The organism is Burkholderia sp. AU16741 (assembly GCF_002223345.1).
Lineage (GTDB): Bacteria > Pseudomonadota > Gammaproteobacteria > Burkholderiales > Burkholderiaceae > Burkholderia > Burkholderia sola.
Genome location: NZ_NKEZ01000008.1, coordinates 15,182 through 29,515 on the forward strand (window position 1 = coordinate 15,182; position 14,334 = coordinate 29,515).

Sequence of the window (14,334 nt, forward strand, 5' to 3'; positions counted from 1 at the left end):
CGGTAATGAATCAGGTAACGATGTTGATCAACGGCGAGCGTGCGATGGCTCGCGATGGCGCGACATTCGAGCGCCGCAACCCACTCGATGACACGGTTGCCTCGACGGCGCCCGCCGCGACTGTCGCCGATGCACAAGCGGCGGTGCATGCGGCGGCGGCCGCGTTTCCCGCATGGTCGGCGATGGGCCCCGGCGAACGACGCGCGCTACTGAATCGGGCCGCGGATGCGCTCGAAGAAAAAGGCGACGCTTTCGCGCTGGCCATGGCAACCGAAACGGGCGCATCCCGCCTGTGGGCGGATTTCAACGTCAAGCTTGCGGCCGACGGGCTGCGTGAAGCGGCTGCGATGATCACGCAGATTTCGGGCGAGGTGATTCCGTCGGACGTGCCGGGCAGTCTCGCGCTCGGCGTGAGGCAGGCCGCCGGCGTCGTGCTCGGGATCGCACCGTGGAACGCGCCCGTCATCCTCGGCGTGCGTGCCATCGCGTTGCCGCTGGCGTGCGGCAATACCGTCGTGCTCAAAGGCTCCGAAACCTGCCCCGCGACCCACGGCCTCATCATCGAGGCGTTGCAGGACGCCGGACTGCCGCGCGGTGTCGTGAACTTCGTCACGAACGCGCCGCCGAATGCGGGCGACATCGTCGAAGCGATCATTGCCGAGCCGGCGGTCAGACGGGTGAACTTCACGGGTTCGACGCGCGTCGGCCGCATCGTCGCGACCCAGTGCGCGAAATATCTGAAGCCTTCGGTACTCGAACTCGGCGGAAAGGCGCCGTTTCTGGTGCTTCACGATGCCGATATCGACGCTGCCGTTCAAGGCGCGGCATTCGGGGCGTTCGCCAATTCCGGCCAGATCTGCATGTCGACCGAACGCATCGTCGTCGACACGAAGATCGCCGATGAATTCGTCGCGCGACTGGCGCAAAAGGCCCGGAGCCTGCCGCTTGGCGATCCGAGAAAGGGGCCGACCGTGCTCGGCTCCGTCGTGGACATGGCGACCGTCAGGAGATGCAACGACCTGATCGACGACGCGCTGGCGAAAGGCGCGACTCTGGTATGCGGAGGGAAAGCCGAGACCACGCTCATGCCGGCCACGTTGCTCGATCACGTGACGGCGGACATGCAGATCTACCGGGAGGAATCGTTCGGGCCCGTCAAGGCGATCGTTCGTGTCAATGGCGACGAAGAGGCCGTCGCATGTGCAAACGACAACGAATATGGTCTGTCGGCGGCAGTCTTCAGCCGTGACGTCGCGCGGGCGTTGACGGTAGCGAAGCGTATCGAGTCCGGGCTTTGCCACGTCAATGGCCCGACGGTTCACGACGAGGCGCAAATGCCGTTTGGCGGGATAAAGTCCAGTGGTTTCGGGCATTTCGGCGGCAAGGCAGGAGTCGCGGAATTTACCGATTTGCGCTGGATCACCGTGCAAACGACGCCTCGTCACTATCCGTTCTGATCGTTGCCGCGGCCAGCGCGCGTGTTTCGCCGTGGAAGCGATGAGCTTCCTGACGGTGGGCGCGAACAAAATAACAACCCTATATCGTTGGAAAGCCTTCGCTCCCGGAACGACGAGCGATCGGCTCAAGGAGACTGCAATGCCTGTCGTCAATGCCGAGTCGTCGCTCGCTCGCACGCGGTTCGAGTTTGATCATCACGTTGGAAGGCGGATTAATCGGGACTGCAATTTTGAATTCGCCAATCCGGCCGCGGGAGCGAAATGAACGATCGAAATCCCGGTTTTCCGACCGTAGACATCGGCCGCACGCTTGATGATGGACCGTTCTCGGCGTTCCAGCGAATGGTTGTCCTGCTCGCCGCGCTCGCGATCGTGATGGATGGATTCGATGGGCAACTCATCGGATTCGCCATTCCCGGCCTGATCAAGGAATGGGGCATCACGCGCAACGCATTTGCACCCGCCGTTGCTGCGGGCCTCGTCGGCATGGGGATAGGCAGCGCATTCGCCGGGCTGTTTGCGGACAGGTTCGGTCGGCGCTGGGCAATCATCGGGAGCGTGCTGGTATTCGGCCTGGCGACGAGTTCGATCGCGCTATCGCCGGACGTCATGACCATTGCGATCCTGCGTTTCTTCGCGGGACTGGGTATCGGCGGCGCACTGCCGAGCGCGACGACCATGACGGCGGAATTTACGCCTGCTCGCCGACGAACGCTCGCCGTGACCGCAACCATCGTTTGCGTACCGCTGGGGGGCATGCTTGCCGGGTTGTTCGCGAGCGTCGTGCTGCCTCATTATGGCTGGCGCGGCCTCTTTCTGATTGGCGGCACGCTTCCCGTCGCGCTGGCGTTCCTGCTGTATTTCGTCATGCCGGAATCGCCACGTTATCTGGCCCGCCGTCACGAACGTTGGAACGAACTGCGTCACCTGCTGACCCGCATGTCCCGCTCGATTCGGCCGGACGCCGTGTTCGCCGATCAGAAGGAGCAGAAGGCTGGGCAGCGTCCAGGCTTTCGTGCGCTGTTCGCCGACCATCAGGGCCGAGACACGCTTGCAATCTGGGTCGCTTTCTTCATGAACCTGGTTGCGGTCTACAGCGCATTCAGCTGGCTGCCGACGATGCTTGCAGGCGAGGGGCTCAGCCCTTCGGTGGCGGGTTCGGGTCTTACCGCCTACAACCTCGGCGGCGTACTCGGCGCAATGGGTTGCGCGGTGGCGATCGGTCGATTCGGGTCGCGCCGGCCTTTGCTCGTGTGCTGCCTGATGGCAGCCGCGAGCGCGCTTTTGCTGCGCGGTCTCGACGTTTCCGCCCACACGATGCTGCTCGTGTTCGGCATCGGTTTGCACGGCCTCTTCGTCAACGCGGTCCAGTCGACGATGTATGCCCTTTGCGCGTACGTCTATCCGACCGAGATTCGCGCGACCGGGACCGCATCCGCGCTCGCGTTTGGACGGCTCGGCGCGATTCTCAGCGCGTTCGCGGGGGCCTTCGTGATCACGCAGGGCGGAGCGCCTGCGTACCTGGGCATGCTGGGTGCCGCGATGGCGATGGTCTTTATCTGCCTGATGATCGTGCGTCGCCATATTCCGCCGATCAAGGGCGCCTGAGCTCGGTCTCCAGGCCGACTGGGGCGAGCGAAACCGGATGGCGGCGAGCCTCGAGCTTTTCGCATCACGATTCAATCTTCGAAGGCGCTGACACGGTGCGAAAAGCGCTTCGCGTTTTCGTGGCATCCGCAAAGGCTGATTTCTCGGCTCGCCTGATCGAGCGGTCGGCACACGTCGGCGGATGCGAGTACACGGCAACTTTCGATGTGGCAGCCTCAAAGGTCGCGGGCATGCGGTGAATAAAGGAATCGCGGCGCATGCCGATAATAGGAAAAGAGAGTAAGACCGTACCTGCAGAACGAGTGACGCAGTCGGGCGGAAGGCATCCGGGCGGCTGTATTTCGGTCGCGCAGGCTGACGGCGACGGTCAAGGCGAATAACCGGAAAATGACATGGCAAATTTCAGCGTCTGGCACTGGATTATCCTGATCCTCCTGCCGATCATCTATCTCGTTCCCGCCGCTCGCATTCTCCGAAAAGCGGGCTTTTCGGGCTGGCTTTGCTTGCTGTTGTTGGTGCCGGTGATCAATCTGGTGATGTACTGGGTCTTTTCCTTCGTCCGCTGGCCGGTTGAAGGCACCGCTACCCGCACCGGTGCATAGCGATAAGAAAAGAACAGAAATGCCAGCTACCGTCTCGGGTTGCCAACAATGAACGATGACATCGGGAACGGAACGAAGACTGCGACGCGTCCCGCGATCGTTACGGGGCTGGCATATTTGTTCCTGACCTTCACGATGACGCTGCTTCGCGCGTATGACGCCGCGGCCCCCATTGGCAAGATTCCGCTCGACCCCGGCAGCGTGTTTCCCGTCTCGGTGCAATGGAGGTGGCACTGGATCCAGATTCCTCTGACCGTGGTTGTCGCGGTCGGGCTGTTCCGTGGTTGGCGCTGGGCAAGATGGCTCGCGCTGGCGGTGCTCGTAGTCGCTGGCGCAATATCGGCTCCCCTATGGGACGTGCGGGCAGCGCCATCATATGTGTTCGTGCTGGCATTGAATCTCGTCATCTGCGCGCTGCTCTTCTTCGCACCCAGCGCGAAGGTCTATTTCTCACGCTCGACCCGGCTCCCTCGAATATTCACGATGCGAGGAGCGATTAGTACCGGTCTGCTCGTTTTTGCGGTTTTTACGGCCCATAGCATCGGCTTTGCCGCATTGAAGAAACCGGACGCGGCGGCCATGTGGGGAAGCTCCGCGCTCTTTCTGCTACCCGCCCTGGTGTTCAGCGCCCTTATCTGCTGGGACCTGCGGCGTTCTGTCCGTGAGATCGGAGCCGCATTGTTGGCCGTGACCGTCGCCCTGATAAGTGTGCAGGTCAAAGTCTTCATCGCCGGACGTGCGTGGCCCACGGGTGCTACGCTCCAGTCAGGCTTGTTTCAGAGCATCCTGCTGACAATCGTCTTGGGTATCAGCGGACTTACGTTCGCGGCATGGGCCGTACGCGCTCGAACGACTGCCGCTCAATGAGCGGCTCATTCATTTTCGAACAGCTACTTCGATAGGGCAGGGCGGAGGGCGACTTATCACTGCGGCACGATTGCCCGTTGACTCGGGTTCGCTGGAGGCGGCCGTTCGCATGCCGCCGGACACAGCGTTGTCGCGTGCTTGATCAGTGCATGCCGTTATCTCGCAGTACGTCCCGCGCAGCGCGAACGACCGCATCTACCGTGATGTCGAATTTCTCGTATACGTCGTTGATTTTTCCGGACTCGCCGAAGCTGTGCATGCCGACGAATCGGCCTTTCGGGCCGATGTATCGCTCCCATCCCAGTTCGACGGCGGCCTCGACCGCGACTCTCGCGGGAGACGCACCCAGCACGGCCTCCTGGTAATCGCGTGGCTGCTCCTCGAAGAGCAGGCGGCACGGCATCGATACAACGGTCGTCGGCACACCTTCCTTCTGCAGGATGTCGCGAGCCTGGACAGCGAGGTGAACCTCCGAGCCTGTCGCGAGCAGCGTGAGTCGGCGCGGCCCACCCTCGGCCTTCCGCAAAATGTAGGCACCCCGCGCCGACTCGTTTTCGTTGCCGGGTTCGTTGCGCAGCAGCGGGACCGGCTGTCGCGACAACGCCAGGAGCGCAGCCCTGCGGGGCTGTTCGAGAATCAGTTCCCAGCACTCTGCCGCTTCGATTGGATCGGCCGGCCGATAGACGGCGAGCTGGGGAATCGCCCGAAGTGCCGCGAGATGTTCGACGGGCTGATGAGTCGGGCCATCTTCTCCGAGGCCGATCGAATCGTGCGTCATCACGAAGATGGATCGCACCCGCATCATCGCGCTCAACCGGATCGCCGGGCGACAGTAGTCCGAAAAACAAAGGAAGGTGCCGCCGTACGGAATCAGGCCGCCATGAAGGGCGATGCCGTTCATCGCGGCGGCCATCCCATGTTCGCGGACGCCGTAGTGGAGGTACGAACCTTTGAACTGTCCCGGCTCGATCGCGATTTGATGCTTCGTCTTCGTATTGTTGGACACCGTGAGGTCCGCCGAGCCGCCGAGCAATTCCGGAATCGCGTCGACGAGACGATCAAGCACTTCACCGCTGGCCTTGCGGGTGGCCATTTCACGACCACTGGCAATAAAAGCCTGCCGTGCCGCGGCAATTGCCTGCTTCCAGTCATCCGGAAGCTTGCCCGCATTGCGCCGCTCGAATTCGGTACGCAGTGCCAGCGGCGCCCGGCCGACGCGCTCTTCCCACGCGAGTCTTGCATTGCGGCCGCGCGCCCCGATCTCCCGCCATGCTTTCAGCAGGTCGTCCGGGATTTCGAACGGCGGCGAATGCCAGTCGAGGGTCTGTCGTGCGCCCGCGATTTCATCCTCGCCCGGCGCGTCGCTATGGGCTCGCTCGGTCCCGGCCTTCGTCGGAAAGCCGAACCCGATGATCGTCCTGCATGCGATCAAGGTCGGTCTGTCATTCGTCGTTCGAGCGGTCTCGATGGCATGCCGTATCGCATCCGTGTCGTGACCGTCGATTTCCAGGACGCGCCATCCGGCCGAGTGAAAGCGCTCGATCTCGTTGTCCGAGACCGCGAGCTTGGTGGCGCCGTCGATAGAGATTGAATTGTTGTCCCAAAACGCGATCAGTCTGCCCAACCGGAGGTGGCCGGCCAGGGAAATGGCCTCGTGGCTGATACCTTCCATCAGGCAACCGTCACCGAGAAATACGTAGGTGTAGTGATCGACAAGATCATCGCCGAAGCGCGCATTCATGATGCGCTCAGCCAACGCCATGCCGACGGATTCCGCGATGCCTTGTCCGAGGGGGCCGGTCGTCAGTTCGATTCCCTCGGCGTGCGAATACTCCGGATGGCCGGGCGTCTTGCTGCCGACTTGCCGGAACCGCTTGAGCTCGTCCAGCGTCATGTCGGAATAGCCCGTCAGATAGAGGAGGCTGTAGAGGAGCATCGACGCGTGTCCGTTGGAAAGTACCAACCGGTCTCGATCGATCCAGTGGGGCGCGGATGCATCGAATTGCATGAACTCCTTGAACAGGACCGTCGCGATGTCGGCCAAGCCCATTGGCGCACCGGGATGACCGCTGTTGGCTTTCTGTACGGCATCCATTGAAAGGAAGCGAATGCAGTTCGCTAGCGCGCGAAGATGGGGATCGCGTGGGGACGGCACGGCCTTGGGAGCCGCCCGGGAATTTGCGGTGGGATCGCTCATCGGTTCTCCTGTGTCAGGTCGGAAAGATGAGGCCGCGGCGCAATATCCATACCTTCTTCGGCGCGACCGTCACGTCCGGTGACGTCGGGTGATGACCGTCAATCGAGGCCGATGGCGCGGCCGCCGTCGAGGAAATCCGCTGGATCGTCGCCGATTCGCCCGGTCATGGGCATCGCCCGGTGGGGTGCGTGGCGCAATGAAGGCATTGCTGCCGGACAAGTGCCGTTCAACGCGAAGCGCATCCAACGCATCAGACGCTCTCGTGGCCCGCTGATGCATATCGTCCGGCTTCGCCTCGGCCGTCCGTCACGCAACGGTCGGCATCGTATTGCTCGACCCGAGCCGAACATGGCGGCTGCGGCCGCCGAAACTTGATCGGGAAAAGCACCAGAAGCTTGCGTATTTTCTTCCGGTTATAGTGGAATCGCTGAAGGTAGACGCGGCGTTTTTTGCCGATATCGTTCAGGTAATGACCGTAGACGGGTGCCGTATGAAAAACAAAATCGACAAGACCGCAGGACCGATCTGGGGCGTGGCGGCAGGATTGCTTCTTGCTGGCGCGGGATTGAGCCTGGGTATTTTCCCGGCGGCGCTGCGCAACAGCGCAAACGACTTCATGGCGTCCGGCGCCGCGATGCTGGGCATCTTCCTCGTCGTCTATTCCACGCACGAACTGCGAAGAAAGCGCGCGCACTGAGCGTCCGCGCACCGCTGATCACGGCCCCGACTCAGCCGGCCCACGGCTCGGGGTGCGCTACGCCTTGCGGATTTCGTGGTCGTAGACGAGCTCGACGATTCGCTTCGTCGGAATACTCGCGCGCAGGCGGTCGACGCTGTCGATCGGAAACCACTTGCATTTCTCGATCTCGTTGCTCGCTTGAGGCGTCTGGTCCGGCCCGACTTCCGCGAAGAACACGTGATGGATTTTCGCGAGCCCGGTGAACTGCATCGAGTACACCAGGTCCTGGCCGGTCATGCCGGTTTCCTCGCCCAGTTCGCGATGCGCGGCTTCGAGCGGCGTTTCCCCGCGCTTGATCGTGCCGCCCGGAAGGGCCCAGCGCGACGCCGCACGCGTGACGAGCAACACTCGCGCATCGCGATAGCAGACGACGGTCGCGCGTTCCTTGATCGGAACGGCAGTCGTTTCGGGGGCTTGGTCGGGCGCGAGGGTTTGGGGCATGCCGTGATTCTAACCAGCACAAATCGATCGGCCAAGGCGCCCTGACCGGGTTTGACGATTGATTGCCGCCGATGCGCGGCCGGCACGCCGCGTGCCTGCGCGAGCGCGCCCGGTGGCAGGGCGGTGCGCGGGACGTCCGATGCCGTTTGGCGCGACGACCGACGTGGCCCGTCACGCGCGCCACGTCGTCATGCGGTTCGCACCGCGATTGCCGTTACTTCCTTTCCGGCAGGAACCAGTTCATCACGAGCGCGCAGATGCCGCCCGTCGCCACGCCCGATTCCAGCACGTTCTTCAGCGCATGCGGCAGGCTGTTCAGGATGTCCGGCACCTGCGACACGCCGAGGCCGAGCGCGAGCGATACCGCGATGATCAGCAGCGCGCGGCGGTCGAGGTGGACGCCCGCGAGGATGTTGATGCCCGACGCGGCCACCGCACCGAACATCACCATCGCCGCACCGCCGAGCACGGGCTCCGGCACGGCCTGCAGCACGCCGGCGACGACCGGGAACAGGCCGAGCACGACGAGCATCCCCGCGATCCAGATGCCGACGTGACGGCTCGCGACGCCGGTGATCTGGATCACGCCGTTGTTCTGCGCGAATACCGAGCTCGGGAACGTGTTGAACACGCCGGCCAGCAGCGAGTTCGCGCCGTTGACGAGCACGCCGCCCTTGATCCGCTGCATCCACACCGGCCCTTCGACCGGCTCGTTCGAGATCTTGCTGGTGGCCGTCACGTCGCCGATCGCTTCGAGCGACGTGACGAGGTAGATGATCAGCATCGGCACGAACAGCGCCCACGAGAAGCCGATGCCGAAATGCAGCGGCGTCGGCACCTGGAACAGCGCGGCCTGGTGCATGCCGGTGAAGTCGAGGCGGCCGAGGAACGCGGCCGCGAGATAGCCGATCGCGAGCGCGATGACGAGCGCGGTGCTGCGCACCCAGACGATCGGCACGCGGTTCAGCAGGATGATCGTGCCGAGCACGAGGCCGGACAGCGTCAGGTTCTCGGCGCTCGCAAAGGTGCCCTTGGCCATCGCGCCGTAGCCGCCGCCCATGCTGATCAGGCCGACCTTGATCAGCGTGAGGCCGATCAGCAGCACGACGATGCCGGTGACGAGCGGCGTGATCAGGCGCTTCACGAACGGCAGGATACGCGACACGCCCATCTCGACGAACGACCCGGCGATCACGACGCCGAAGATCGCGGCCATCACGGTCTCGACCGGCGTGCCCTGCTTGACCATCAGGCTGCCGCCGGCGATCAGCGGGCCGACGAAGTTGAAGCTGGTGCCCTGGACGATCAGCAGGCCGGCGCCGAGCGGGCCGAAGCGCTTGCACTGGACGAACGTCGCGATGCCGGAAATCACCAGCGACATCGACACGATCAGGGTCGTATCGCGGCTGGGCACGCCGAGCGCCTGGCAGATCAGCAGGCCGGGCGTGACGATGGGCACGATGATCGCCAGCAGGTGCTGCAGCGCGGCGACGAAGGCGACCATCGGCGCCGGCCGGTCGTTCGGGCCGTAGACGAGGTCGCGGGCCGGGTCGGCGGCGTCGGCGCCATGGGAGGCGGATGGGGCGGAGGAGGCGGGTTGCATGGCGAGCGGGCCGGACAAGGTGGAAAGTGCGGCATTTTAGCCGAAGGGCCCGCCGGCGCCGCCCGGCCTGGCCGCGACAGGGAGGATTCGGCGGCGCGGGCATCGCGGTGGCCGATATCGCGGACCGGCACGCGGTGCAGGCCGTATTCGATACGCTGACGCGGGTCGATCACCTGGTCGTCACGGCCGGTCGCTTCATTGCCGGCAAACTGAACGAGACCGATCCCGATCATCTGCTCGCCGCGCTGGACGAGCGCATCGCCGGGCCGGTGTACGCGATCCGCGCCGCATTGCCGCTGATACCCGCGACCGGTTCGATCGTGTTGACCGGCGGGCAGCTGTCGGATCGTCCGGGCGCGCAAGGCACGGCCGTCATCGCCGCCGCCGTGCGCGGCGTCGAGGCGCTGGCGCAGTCGCTCGCGCTGGAACTGAAGCCGGTGCGCGTCAATGTCGTCGCGCCGGGCTTCGTCGAGACGCCGCTGTACGACGCGTTTGGCCCGGAAGCGCGCGATGCGATCCTCGCGGGCGCCGCCGCGGCGTTGCCGGGCGGCCGTGTCGGCCGCGCCGACGAAGTCGGGGAAGCGATCGCGTTCCTGCTGGGCAACCGTTTCATGAATGGCGAAATCCTGCACATCGACGGCGGCGGCCGGCTGGTCTGAGCGGCGTGAGGTCAACCACGGTCAGCCGGCGGCGCGTGCTCCATTGCCCCGCGCCGTCGTGCGTGGCGGGCGGGCATCCGGATACGCGCGCTGGCACACGGCGATGACCGTGTCACGCAGGCGGCGATGCACGGGGTCGCCGTGCATGCGCGGATGCCACAGCGCCGACACGAGGATCGCCGGCAGGCGGACCGGCACCTCGAAGCTGCGCAGCCCGAGCGCTTCGATGAGCCCCGGCGAGCACGCGTTGCCGAGGCTCGAGCGCGGCACCAGCGCGATCAGGTCGGTGCTGGCCGCGACACGCATCGCGTCCGGATAGCCCGGCACGACGACGTGCACGGCGGGGCCCGGGCCGGCCTCGCCGGCCGGGTCGTCGGCGGCCCCGTCGAAATCGCCCAACTGTGCGGAAATGACGTGGCGGCAGGCCGCATAGCGCGCGGGCGTGATCCGCGCCGACGCGAACAGCGGATGCCCGGCGCGCGCCACCGCGACGTGCCAGTCGTGAAAGAGCATGCGCGTGTGCAGCTCGGGCGCGTCGTCGCCGCGCTTGCCGATTTCCAGATCGACGGTGCCATCGCGCAGCGCTTGCGGATCGCGGTCGAGCTTCGGGACGAAGCGGATCCGCACGTGCGGCGCGACGTCGGCCAGGGCGGCGACTACGGGGCCCGACAGCATTTCCATGAACGACGCGGCCGCGCGAATGGTGAACGTGGCCGTGAGCGTGGCGAAGTCGACGTCGGCGGTGGCCGGCCGGAGCACCGCGCACGCGTCGCGCGCGACGGCATGCACGCGCTCGCGCAACGCGGCGGCGTGCGGCGTCGGCACGAGCTTGCGCCCGGCGCGCACGAGCAGTTGATCGCCGGTGGCGACGCGCAGCCGCGTGAGCGTGCGGCTCATCGCGGACGTGCTCAGGCCCAGCCGGCGCGCGGCGCCGGTCACGCTGCTCTCCGACAGCAGCACGTCGAGCGCGGTGACGAGGTTCAGGTCGATGTCTTCCATGCGGACAGGATACGCCACTACGAGGTTTGGCATGGCGTTCGGTGCAACGATGGATTGCATCGGGTGCGTCTGGCGCCTGTCTTGGCGCGCGCCTATAGTAGGCGCATGACGAAACACGGCAAAGGCGAAAACCATGCAATCGACTGAATCGAATCGACGAAACGCCCCCGCGATCCTGCTCGTCGCCGCGTCGCGCGGCCTCGGACTGGCAATGGCGGAGGCATTCCTGGACAAGGGCTGGCACGTGACGGGCACCGTGCGCGAAGGATCGGGGCGCACGAAGCTGCACGACCTGGCCGACCAGTTCGACGGCCGGCTCGAGATCGGCACGCTCGACATCTGCGAGCCCGCGCAACTGGCCGCGCTGCGCGAGCGCCTGTCGGGCCGGCGCTTCGACATGCTGTTCGTGAATGCGGGCACGACCAACGATCCGAACGAAACGATCGGCGAAGTGACGACCGACGAATTCGTGCGCGTGATGATCACGAATGCGCTGGCGCCGATGCGCGCGATCGAGACGCTGCAGGATCTCGTGACCGACGACGGGCTGATCGGCGCGATGTCGTCGGGGCAGGGCAGCGTGACCAACAACGTCAGCGGGATGCGGGAGGTGTATCGCGGTAGCAAGGCCGCGCTGAACCAGTTCATGCGCAGCTTCGCGGCGCGTCAGGCCGGCACGCGCCGCGCGCTGGCGCTGATGGCGCCCGGCTGGGTCCGCACCGAACTCGGCGGGCCCGACGCGCGCCTGACCATCGAGGAGAGCGTGCCGAGCCTCGTCGACGTGCTGCTGGCGAAGCGGGCGCGGCCCGGGCTCGAATATCTCGACTATCTGGGGCGGACGGTGCCGTGGTAGCCGGGGCGGCGGCGCAGGCGCTGGGCGGGCGGCCCGGTTCCGGCTCGCCGTGAACGTGCGGCGCGATTCGGCCTGCTGTTCGCGGCCAGGTCGCGGCACTGCGCAGGCCGTGCCGATTCAATACAATGCGACGACGCGTCAGCGATACGGTGCCGCCTCATCGCGTTTGAATCCATCCGGTTCATGGCGGATCGGGGGCGCTCCCGTCGCGACGGGCTTGTGTCGAACAAGGAGCGCCGCATGAACGAACCCTATCTGCAGGTCATCGCGCATTTCTTCGCGAAACCCGGCAACGGCGACCGCGTGGTCGAACTGCTGGCCGAACTCGCGCCGGCCACGCGCACCGAGCCGAAAAACCTCGACTACGCGTATTTCCGGTCGCCGGAGAATCCCGACCACATCGTGATCCTCGAGCGTTACAGCGAGGCCGACGGCCTCGACGTACATCGGGAAACGCCGCATTTCCAGCGGATCGGTGTCGGCGCGATCATGCCGTTGCTCGAGCGTCGCGAGGTGATCCGCTACATGGTGCAGCCGGACACCGGCACGGCGACGCCCCCGGGAGGCGCCCGATGAACCCGTTTCAATTCCGCACCGTTCCGACGCAGATCGTCGAATTCGGCGTCGCGCGCCGGCTCGGCGCGCTGTTGCGCGAACGCTTTCCGGCGCTCGCGCGGCTGTGCGTCGTCACCGATGCGTTCCTGCATCGCAGCGGCGTGCTCGCGCCCGCGCTGGCGAGCCTCGCCGCGCACGGCTGGCAGGTCACAGTGATCGACGACGTGATCGCCGATCCGCCCGAGCACGTGGTGCTCGAAGCGACCGCGCGGGCCGTCGCGGCCGATGCCGAGATCGTGCTTGGTCTGGGCGGCGGCTCGTCGATGGACGTCGCGAAACTGATCGCGGTGCTCGCGCCGGGCCCGCAGGCGCTGGCCGACATGTACGGCGTCGACAAGGTCGCGAGCGCGCGGCTGCCGCTCGTGCAGATGCCGACCACGGCCGGCACGGGCTCCGAGGTTACGGCCGTATCGATCGTCACGGTCGGCGAGGCGCGCAAGATGGGCGTCGTGTCGCCGCACCTGTTCGCGGACGTCGCGATCCTCGACGCGGAACTCACGCTCGGCCTGCCGCGCGCGGCGACCGCCGCCACCGGCATCGATGCGATGGTGCATGCGATCGAGGCGTACACGTCCGCGCGGCTGAAGAATCCGGTCTCCGACATGCTGGCCACGCACGCGTTGACGCTGCTGTCGCGCAACCTGCTGGCCGCATGCGACGACGGGCAGAACCGGCACGCGCGCGAAGCGATGCTGGTCGGCGCGATGTTCGCGGGGCAGGCATTCGCGAACGCGCCGGTCGCGGCCGTGCACGCGCTGGCCTATCCGGTGGGCGGGATCTTTCACGTGCCGCACGGGTTGTCGAACGCGCTCGTGCTGCCGCACGTGCTGCGCTTCAACGCGCCGGCCGCCGCGCCGTTGTATGCGGAACTGGCGGCGATCGTCGCGCCGTCGGCCACGGGCAGCGACGAAGCGAAAACGCACGCGCTGATCGCCGAGATCGACCGGCTGATCGTCGCGACGGGCATTCCGCGCACGCTGCGCGAGGTCGGTATCGGCGAGGACGACCTGCCGCGGATGGCGTCGGACGCGATGCTGCAAACGCGCCTGCTCGTGAACAATCCGCGCGAGGTGACCGAGGCCGACGCGCTGGCGATCTACAGGCACGCGTGGTGACGCGGCGGGCGCGATGCCGCCCGCCGGCCGGGTGCCGTCATTTCAGGTCCCGATCCTTGCAGGTCGGCTCGAGTTCGCCGTCGAAGTACTGATACAGGTGCACGAGCAACTTGTTGGCGCCGACCTTGCGCCCGAGGTAATGCGTGCCTTCCACCGACGTGCAGGTCGAGAAGGCGAGCTGCAAGCCGCCGTCGAGCACGGCTTCCGGGTGCGCGCCCTGGCGCACGAAATGCGCGGCGCCGACGATGCCGAAGCCGCGCGTGTCCGCCGGCACCGATTTCGGCAGCGACAGTGCGTACGCGGCGATCGTGCGGTCGTCGTGCAGGCTGTCGAGAATCTGGTTGCCGGGCTTGCCGGCGGGGCCGGTGACTGTCGCGCAGCAGTGCGCGACGCCTTTGTCGTCATCGGGCAGCACTTGCAGCGACGTGCCTGCCGCGAGATGCGTATTCGGCGTGTAGTAGACGCCGTCGGCAACCACGCCGACCTGCTGCGCATGCGCGGCGATGGAGACGGCGAGCGCCGGGGCGATCAGGAGCGGACGAAGCGGTCGGATGAGCATGATGGAGGCGATGATACACG

16 protein-coding genes are annotated in these 14,334 nt (G+C 65.8%); 10 read left to right on the top strand and 6 right to left on the bottom strand.

Annotated elements, in window-relative coordinates:
- Nucleotides 1-5 precede the first annotated feature (5 nt).
- The 5 genes from CFB89_RS20485 to CFB89_RS20505 all read left to right on the top strand — a co-directional run bounded on the left by CFB89_RS20485 (nucleotide 6) and on the right by CFB89_RS20505 (nucleotide 4,534).
- On the top strand, nucleotides 6-1,457 hold the full coding sequence (locus CFB89_RS20485; RefSeq protein ID WP_089469471.1) for an aldehyde dehydrogenase: 1,452 nt from the start codon (nucleotides 6-8) through the stop codon (nucleotides 1,455-1,457).
- Between the two features lie 40 nt (nucleotides 1,458-1,497).
- Complete coding sequence (locus CFB89_RS34400; RefSeq protein WP_144030140.1) at nucleotides 1,498-1,722, top strand: hypothetical protein; 225 nt, start codon at nucleotides 1,498-1,500, stop codon at nucleotides 1,720-1,722.
- Nucleotides 1,719-3,065 (top strand): MFS transporter, encoded by a 1,347-nt coding sequence (locus tag CFB89_RS20490; protein ID WP_089469472.1) that lies wholly within the window; start codon nucleotides 1,719-1,721, stop codon nucleotides 3,063-3,065. The genes CFB89_RS34400 and CFB89_RS20490 overlap by 4 nt, the downstream gene beginning before the upstream one ends.
- 392 nt (nucleotides 3,066-3,457) lie before the next feature.
- Entirely contained in the window at nucleotides 3,458-3,667 is a 210-nt protein-coding gene (locus tag CFB89_RS20500; protein WP_089469473.1) for a hypothetical protein, read from the top strand.
- A gap of 48 nt (nucleotides 3,668-3,715) precedes the next feature.
- Nucleotides 3,716-4,534: a hypothetical protein gene (locus tag CFB89_RS20505; protein WP_089469474.1), complete on the top strand. Its 819-nt coding sequence runs from the start codon at nucleotides 3,716-3,718 to the stop codon at nucleotides 4,532-4,534.
- A 142-nt stretch (nucleotides 4,535-4,676) separates the two neighbouring features.
- Here CFB89_RS20505 and tkt read toward each other — a convergent pair whose 3' ends face one another.
- Both tkt and CFB89_RS35000 read right to left on the bottom strand, forming a co-directional pair.
- On the bottom strand, nucleotides 4,677-6,731 hold the full coding sequence (gene tkt, locus CFB89_RS20510; protein ID WP_089469475.1) for a transketolase: 2,055 nt from the start codon (nucleotides 6,729-6,731) through the stop codon (nucleotides 4,677-4,679).
- 98 nt (nucleotides 6,732-6,829) lie between these two features.
- A complete protein-coding gene (locus tag CFB89_RS35000; protein WP_179233501.1) occupies nucleotides 6,830-6,982 on the bottom strand; it encodes a hypothetical protein in 153 nt (50 codons plus the stop codon).
- Between the two features lie 239 nt (nucleotides 6,983-7,221).
- On the opposite strand from CFB89_RS35000, the gene CFB89_RS20515 reads away from it, so the two are divergent.
- Nucleotides 7,222-7,428, top strand: coding sequence for a hypothetical protein (locus CFB89_RS20515; protein ID WP_089470543.1), 207 nt, complete (start codon nucleotides 7,222-7,224; stop codon nucleotides 7,426-7,428).
- 57 nt (nucleotides 7,429-7,485) lie between these two features.
- On the opposite strand, the gene CFB89_RS20520 is transcribed toward CFB89_RS20515, so the two are convergent.
- Both CFB89_RS20520 and CFB89_RS20525 read right to left on the bottom strand, forming a co-directional pair.
- Nucleotides 7,486-7,911 carry an NUDIX hydrolase gene (locus tag CFB89_RS20520; protein WP_089469476.1) on the bottom strand — a complete coding sequence of 142 codons (426 nt, stop codon included), beginning with the start codon at nucleotides 7,909-7,911 and terminating at the stop codon, nucleotides 7,486-7,488.
- A gap of 214 nt (nucleotides 7,912-8,125) precedes the next feature.
- Nucleotides 8,126-9,514, bottom strand: a complete 1,389-nt coding sequence (locus tag CFB89_RS20525; protein WP_089469477.1) for a nucleobase:cation symporter-2 family protein — start codon at nucleotides 9,512-9,514, stop codon at nucleotides 8,126-8,128.
- 107 nt (nucleotides 9,515-9,621) lie between these two features.
- On the opposite strand from CFB89_RS20525, the gene CFB89_RS20535 reads away from it, so the two are divergent.
- Nucleotides 9,622-10,173 (top strand): SDR family oxidoreductase, encoded by a 552-nt coding sequence (locus tag CFB89_RS20535; RefSeq protein WP_256979725.1) that lies wholly within the window; start codon nucleotides 9,622-9,624, stop codon nucleotides 10,171-10,173.
- Between the two features lie 21 nt (nucleotides 10,174-10,194).
- Here CFB89_RS20535 and CFB89_RS20540 read toward each other — a convergent pair whose 3' ends face one another.
- Nucleotides 10,195-11,172: a LysR family transcriptional regulator gene (locus tag CFB89_RS20540; RefSeq protein WP_089469479.1), complete on the bottom strand. Its 978-nt coding sequence runs from the start codon at nucleotides 11,170-11,172 to the stop codon at nucleotides 10,195-10,197.
- A gap of 133 nt (nucleotides 11,173-11,305) precedes the next feature.
- Between CFB89_RS20540 and CFB89_RS20545 the strand changes: the two genes are divergently transcribed.
- The 3 genes from CFB89_RS20545 to CFB89_RS20555 all read left to right on the top strand — a co-directional run bounded on the left by CFB89_RS20545 (nucleotide 11,306) and on the right by CFB89_RS20555 (nucleotide 13,755).
- Entirely contained in the window at nucleotides 11,306-12,025 is a 720-nt protein-coding gene (locus tag CFB89_RS20545; RefSeq protein ID WP_089469480.1) for an SDR family oxidoreductase, read from the top strand.
- 240 nt (nucleotides 12,026-12,265) lie between these two features.
- Entirely contained in the window at nucleotides 12,266-12,601 is a 336-nt protein-coding gene (locus tag CFB89_RS20550; RefSeq protein WP_089470544.1) for a putative quinol monooxygenase, read from the top strand.
- Nucleotides 12,598-13,755, top strand: coding sequence for an iron-containing alcohol dehydrogenase (locus tag CFB89_RS20555; RefSeq protein ID WP_089469481.1), 1,158 nt, complete (start codon nucleotides 12,598-12,600; stop codon nucleotides 13,753-13,755). Before CFB89_RS20550 ends, CFB89_RS20555 begins: the two co-directional genes overlap by 4 nt.
- 37 nt (nucleotides 13,756-13,792) lie before the next feature.
- Here CFB89_RS20555 and CFB89_RS20560 read toward each other — a convergent pair whose 3' ends face one another.
- Nucleotides 13,793-14,314, bottom strand: coding sequence for a hypothetical protein (locus CFB89_RS20560; RefSeq protein WP_089469482.1), 522 nt, complete (start codon nucleotides 14,312-14,314; stop codon nucleotides 13,793-13,795).
- Between the last annotated feature and the right edge of the window lie 20 nt (nucleotides 14,315-14,334).

Coding starts and splice junctions, on each gene's coding strand:
- CFB89_RS20485 (WP_089469471.1), top strand. CDS start 6: ATGAATCAGGTAACGATGTTGATCAACGGCGAGCGTGCGATGGCTCGC.
- CFB89_RS34400 (WP_144030140.1), top strand. CDS start 1,498: ATGAGCTTCCTGACGGTGGGCGCGAACAAAATAACAACCCTATATCGT.
- CFB89_RS20490 (WP_089469472.1), top strand. CDS start 1,719: ATGAACGATCGAAATCCCGGTTTTCCGACCGTAGACATCGGCCGCACG.
- CFB89_RS20500 (WP_089469473.1), top strand. CDS start 3,458: ATGGCAAATTTCAGCGTCTGGCACTGGATTATCCTGATCCTCCTGCCG.
- CFB89_RS20505 (WP_089469474.1), top strand. CDS start 3,716: ATGAACGATGACATCGGGAACGGAACGAAGACTGCGACGCGTCCCGCG.
- tkt (WP_089469475.1), bottom strand. CDS start 6,731: ATGAGCGATCCCACCGCAAATTCCCGGGCGGCTCCCAAGGCCGTGCCG.
- CFB89_RS35000 (WP_179233501.1), bottom strand. CDS start 6,982: ATGCGTTGGATGCGCTTCGCGTTGAACGGCACTTGTCCGGCAGCAATG.
- CFB89_RS20515 (WP_089470543.1), top strand. CDS start 7,222: ATGAAAAACAAAATCGACAAGACCGCAGGACCGATCTGGGGCGTGGCG.
- CFB89_RS20520 (WP_089469476.1), bottom strand. CDS start 7,911: ATGCCCCAAACCCTCGCGCCCGACCAAGCCCCCGAAACGACTGCCGTT.
- CFB89_RS20525 (WP_089469477.1), bottom strand. CDS start 9,514: ATGCAACCCGCCTCCTCCGCCCCATCCGCCTCCCATGGCGCCGACGCC.
- CFB89_RS20540 (WP_089469479.1), bottom strand. CDS start 11,172: ATGGAAGACATCGACCTGAACCTCGTCACCGCGCTCGACGTGCTGCTG.
- CFB89_RS20545 (WP_089469480.1), top strand. CDS start 11,306: ATGCAATCGACTGAATCGAATCGACGAAACGCCCCCGCGATCCTGCTC.
- CFB89_RS20550 (WP_089470544.1), top strand. CDS start 12,266: ATGAACGAACCCTATCTGCAGGTCATCGCGCATTTCTTCGCGAAACCC.
- CFB89_RS20555 (WP_089469481.1), top strand. CDS start 12,598: ATGAACCCGTTTCAATTCCGCACCGTTCCGACGCAGATCGTCGAATTC.
- CFB89_RS20560 (WP_089469482.1), bottom strand. CDS start 14,314: ATGCTCATCCGACCGCTTCGTCCGCTCCTGATCGCCCCGGCGCTCGCC.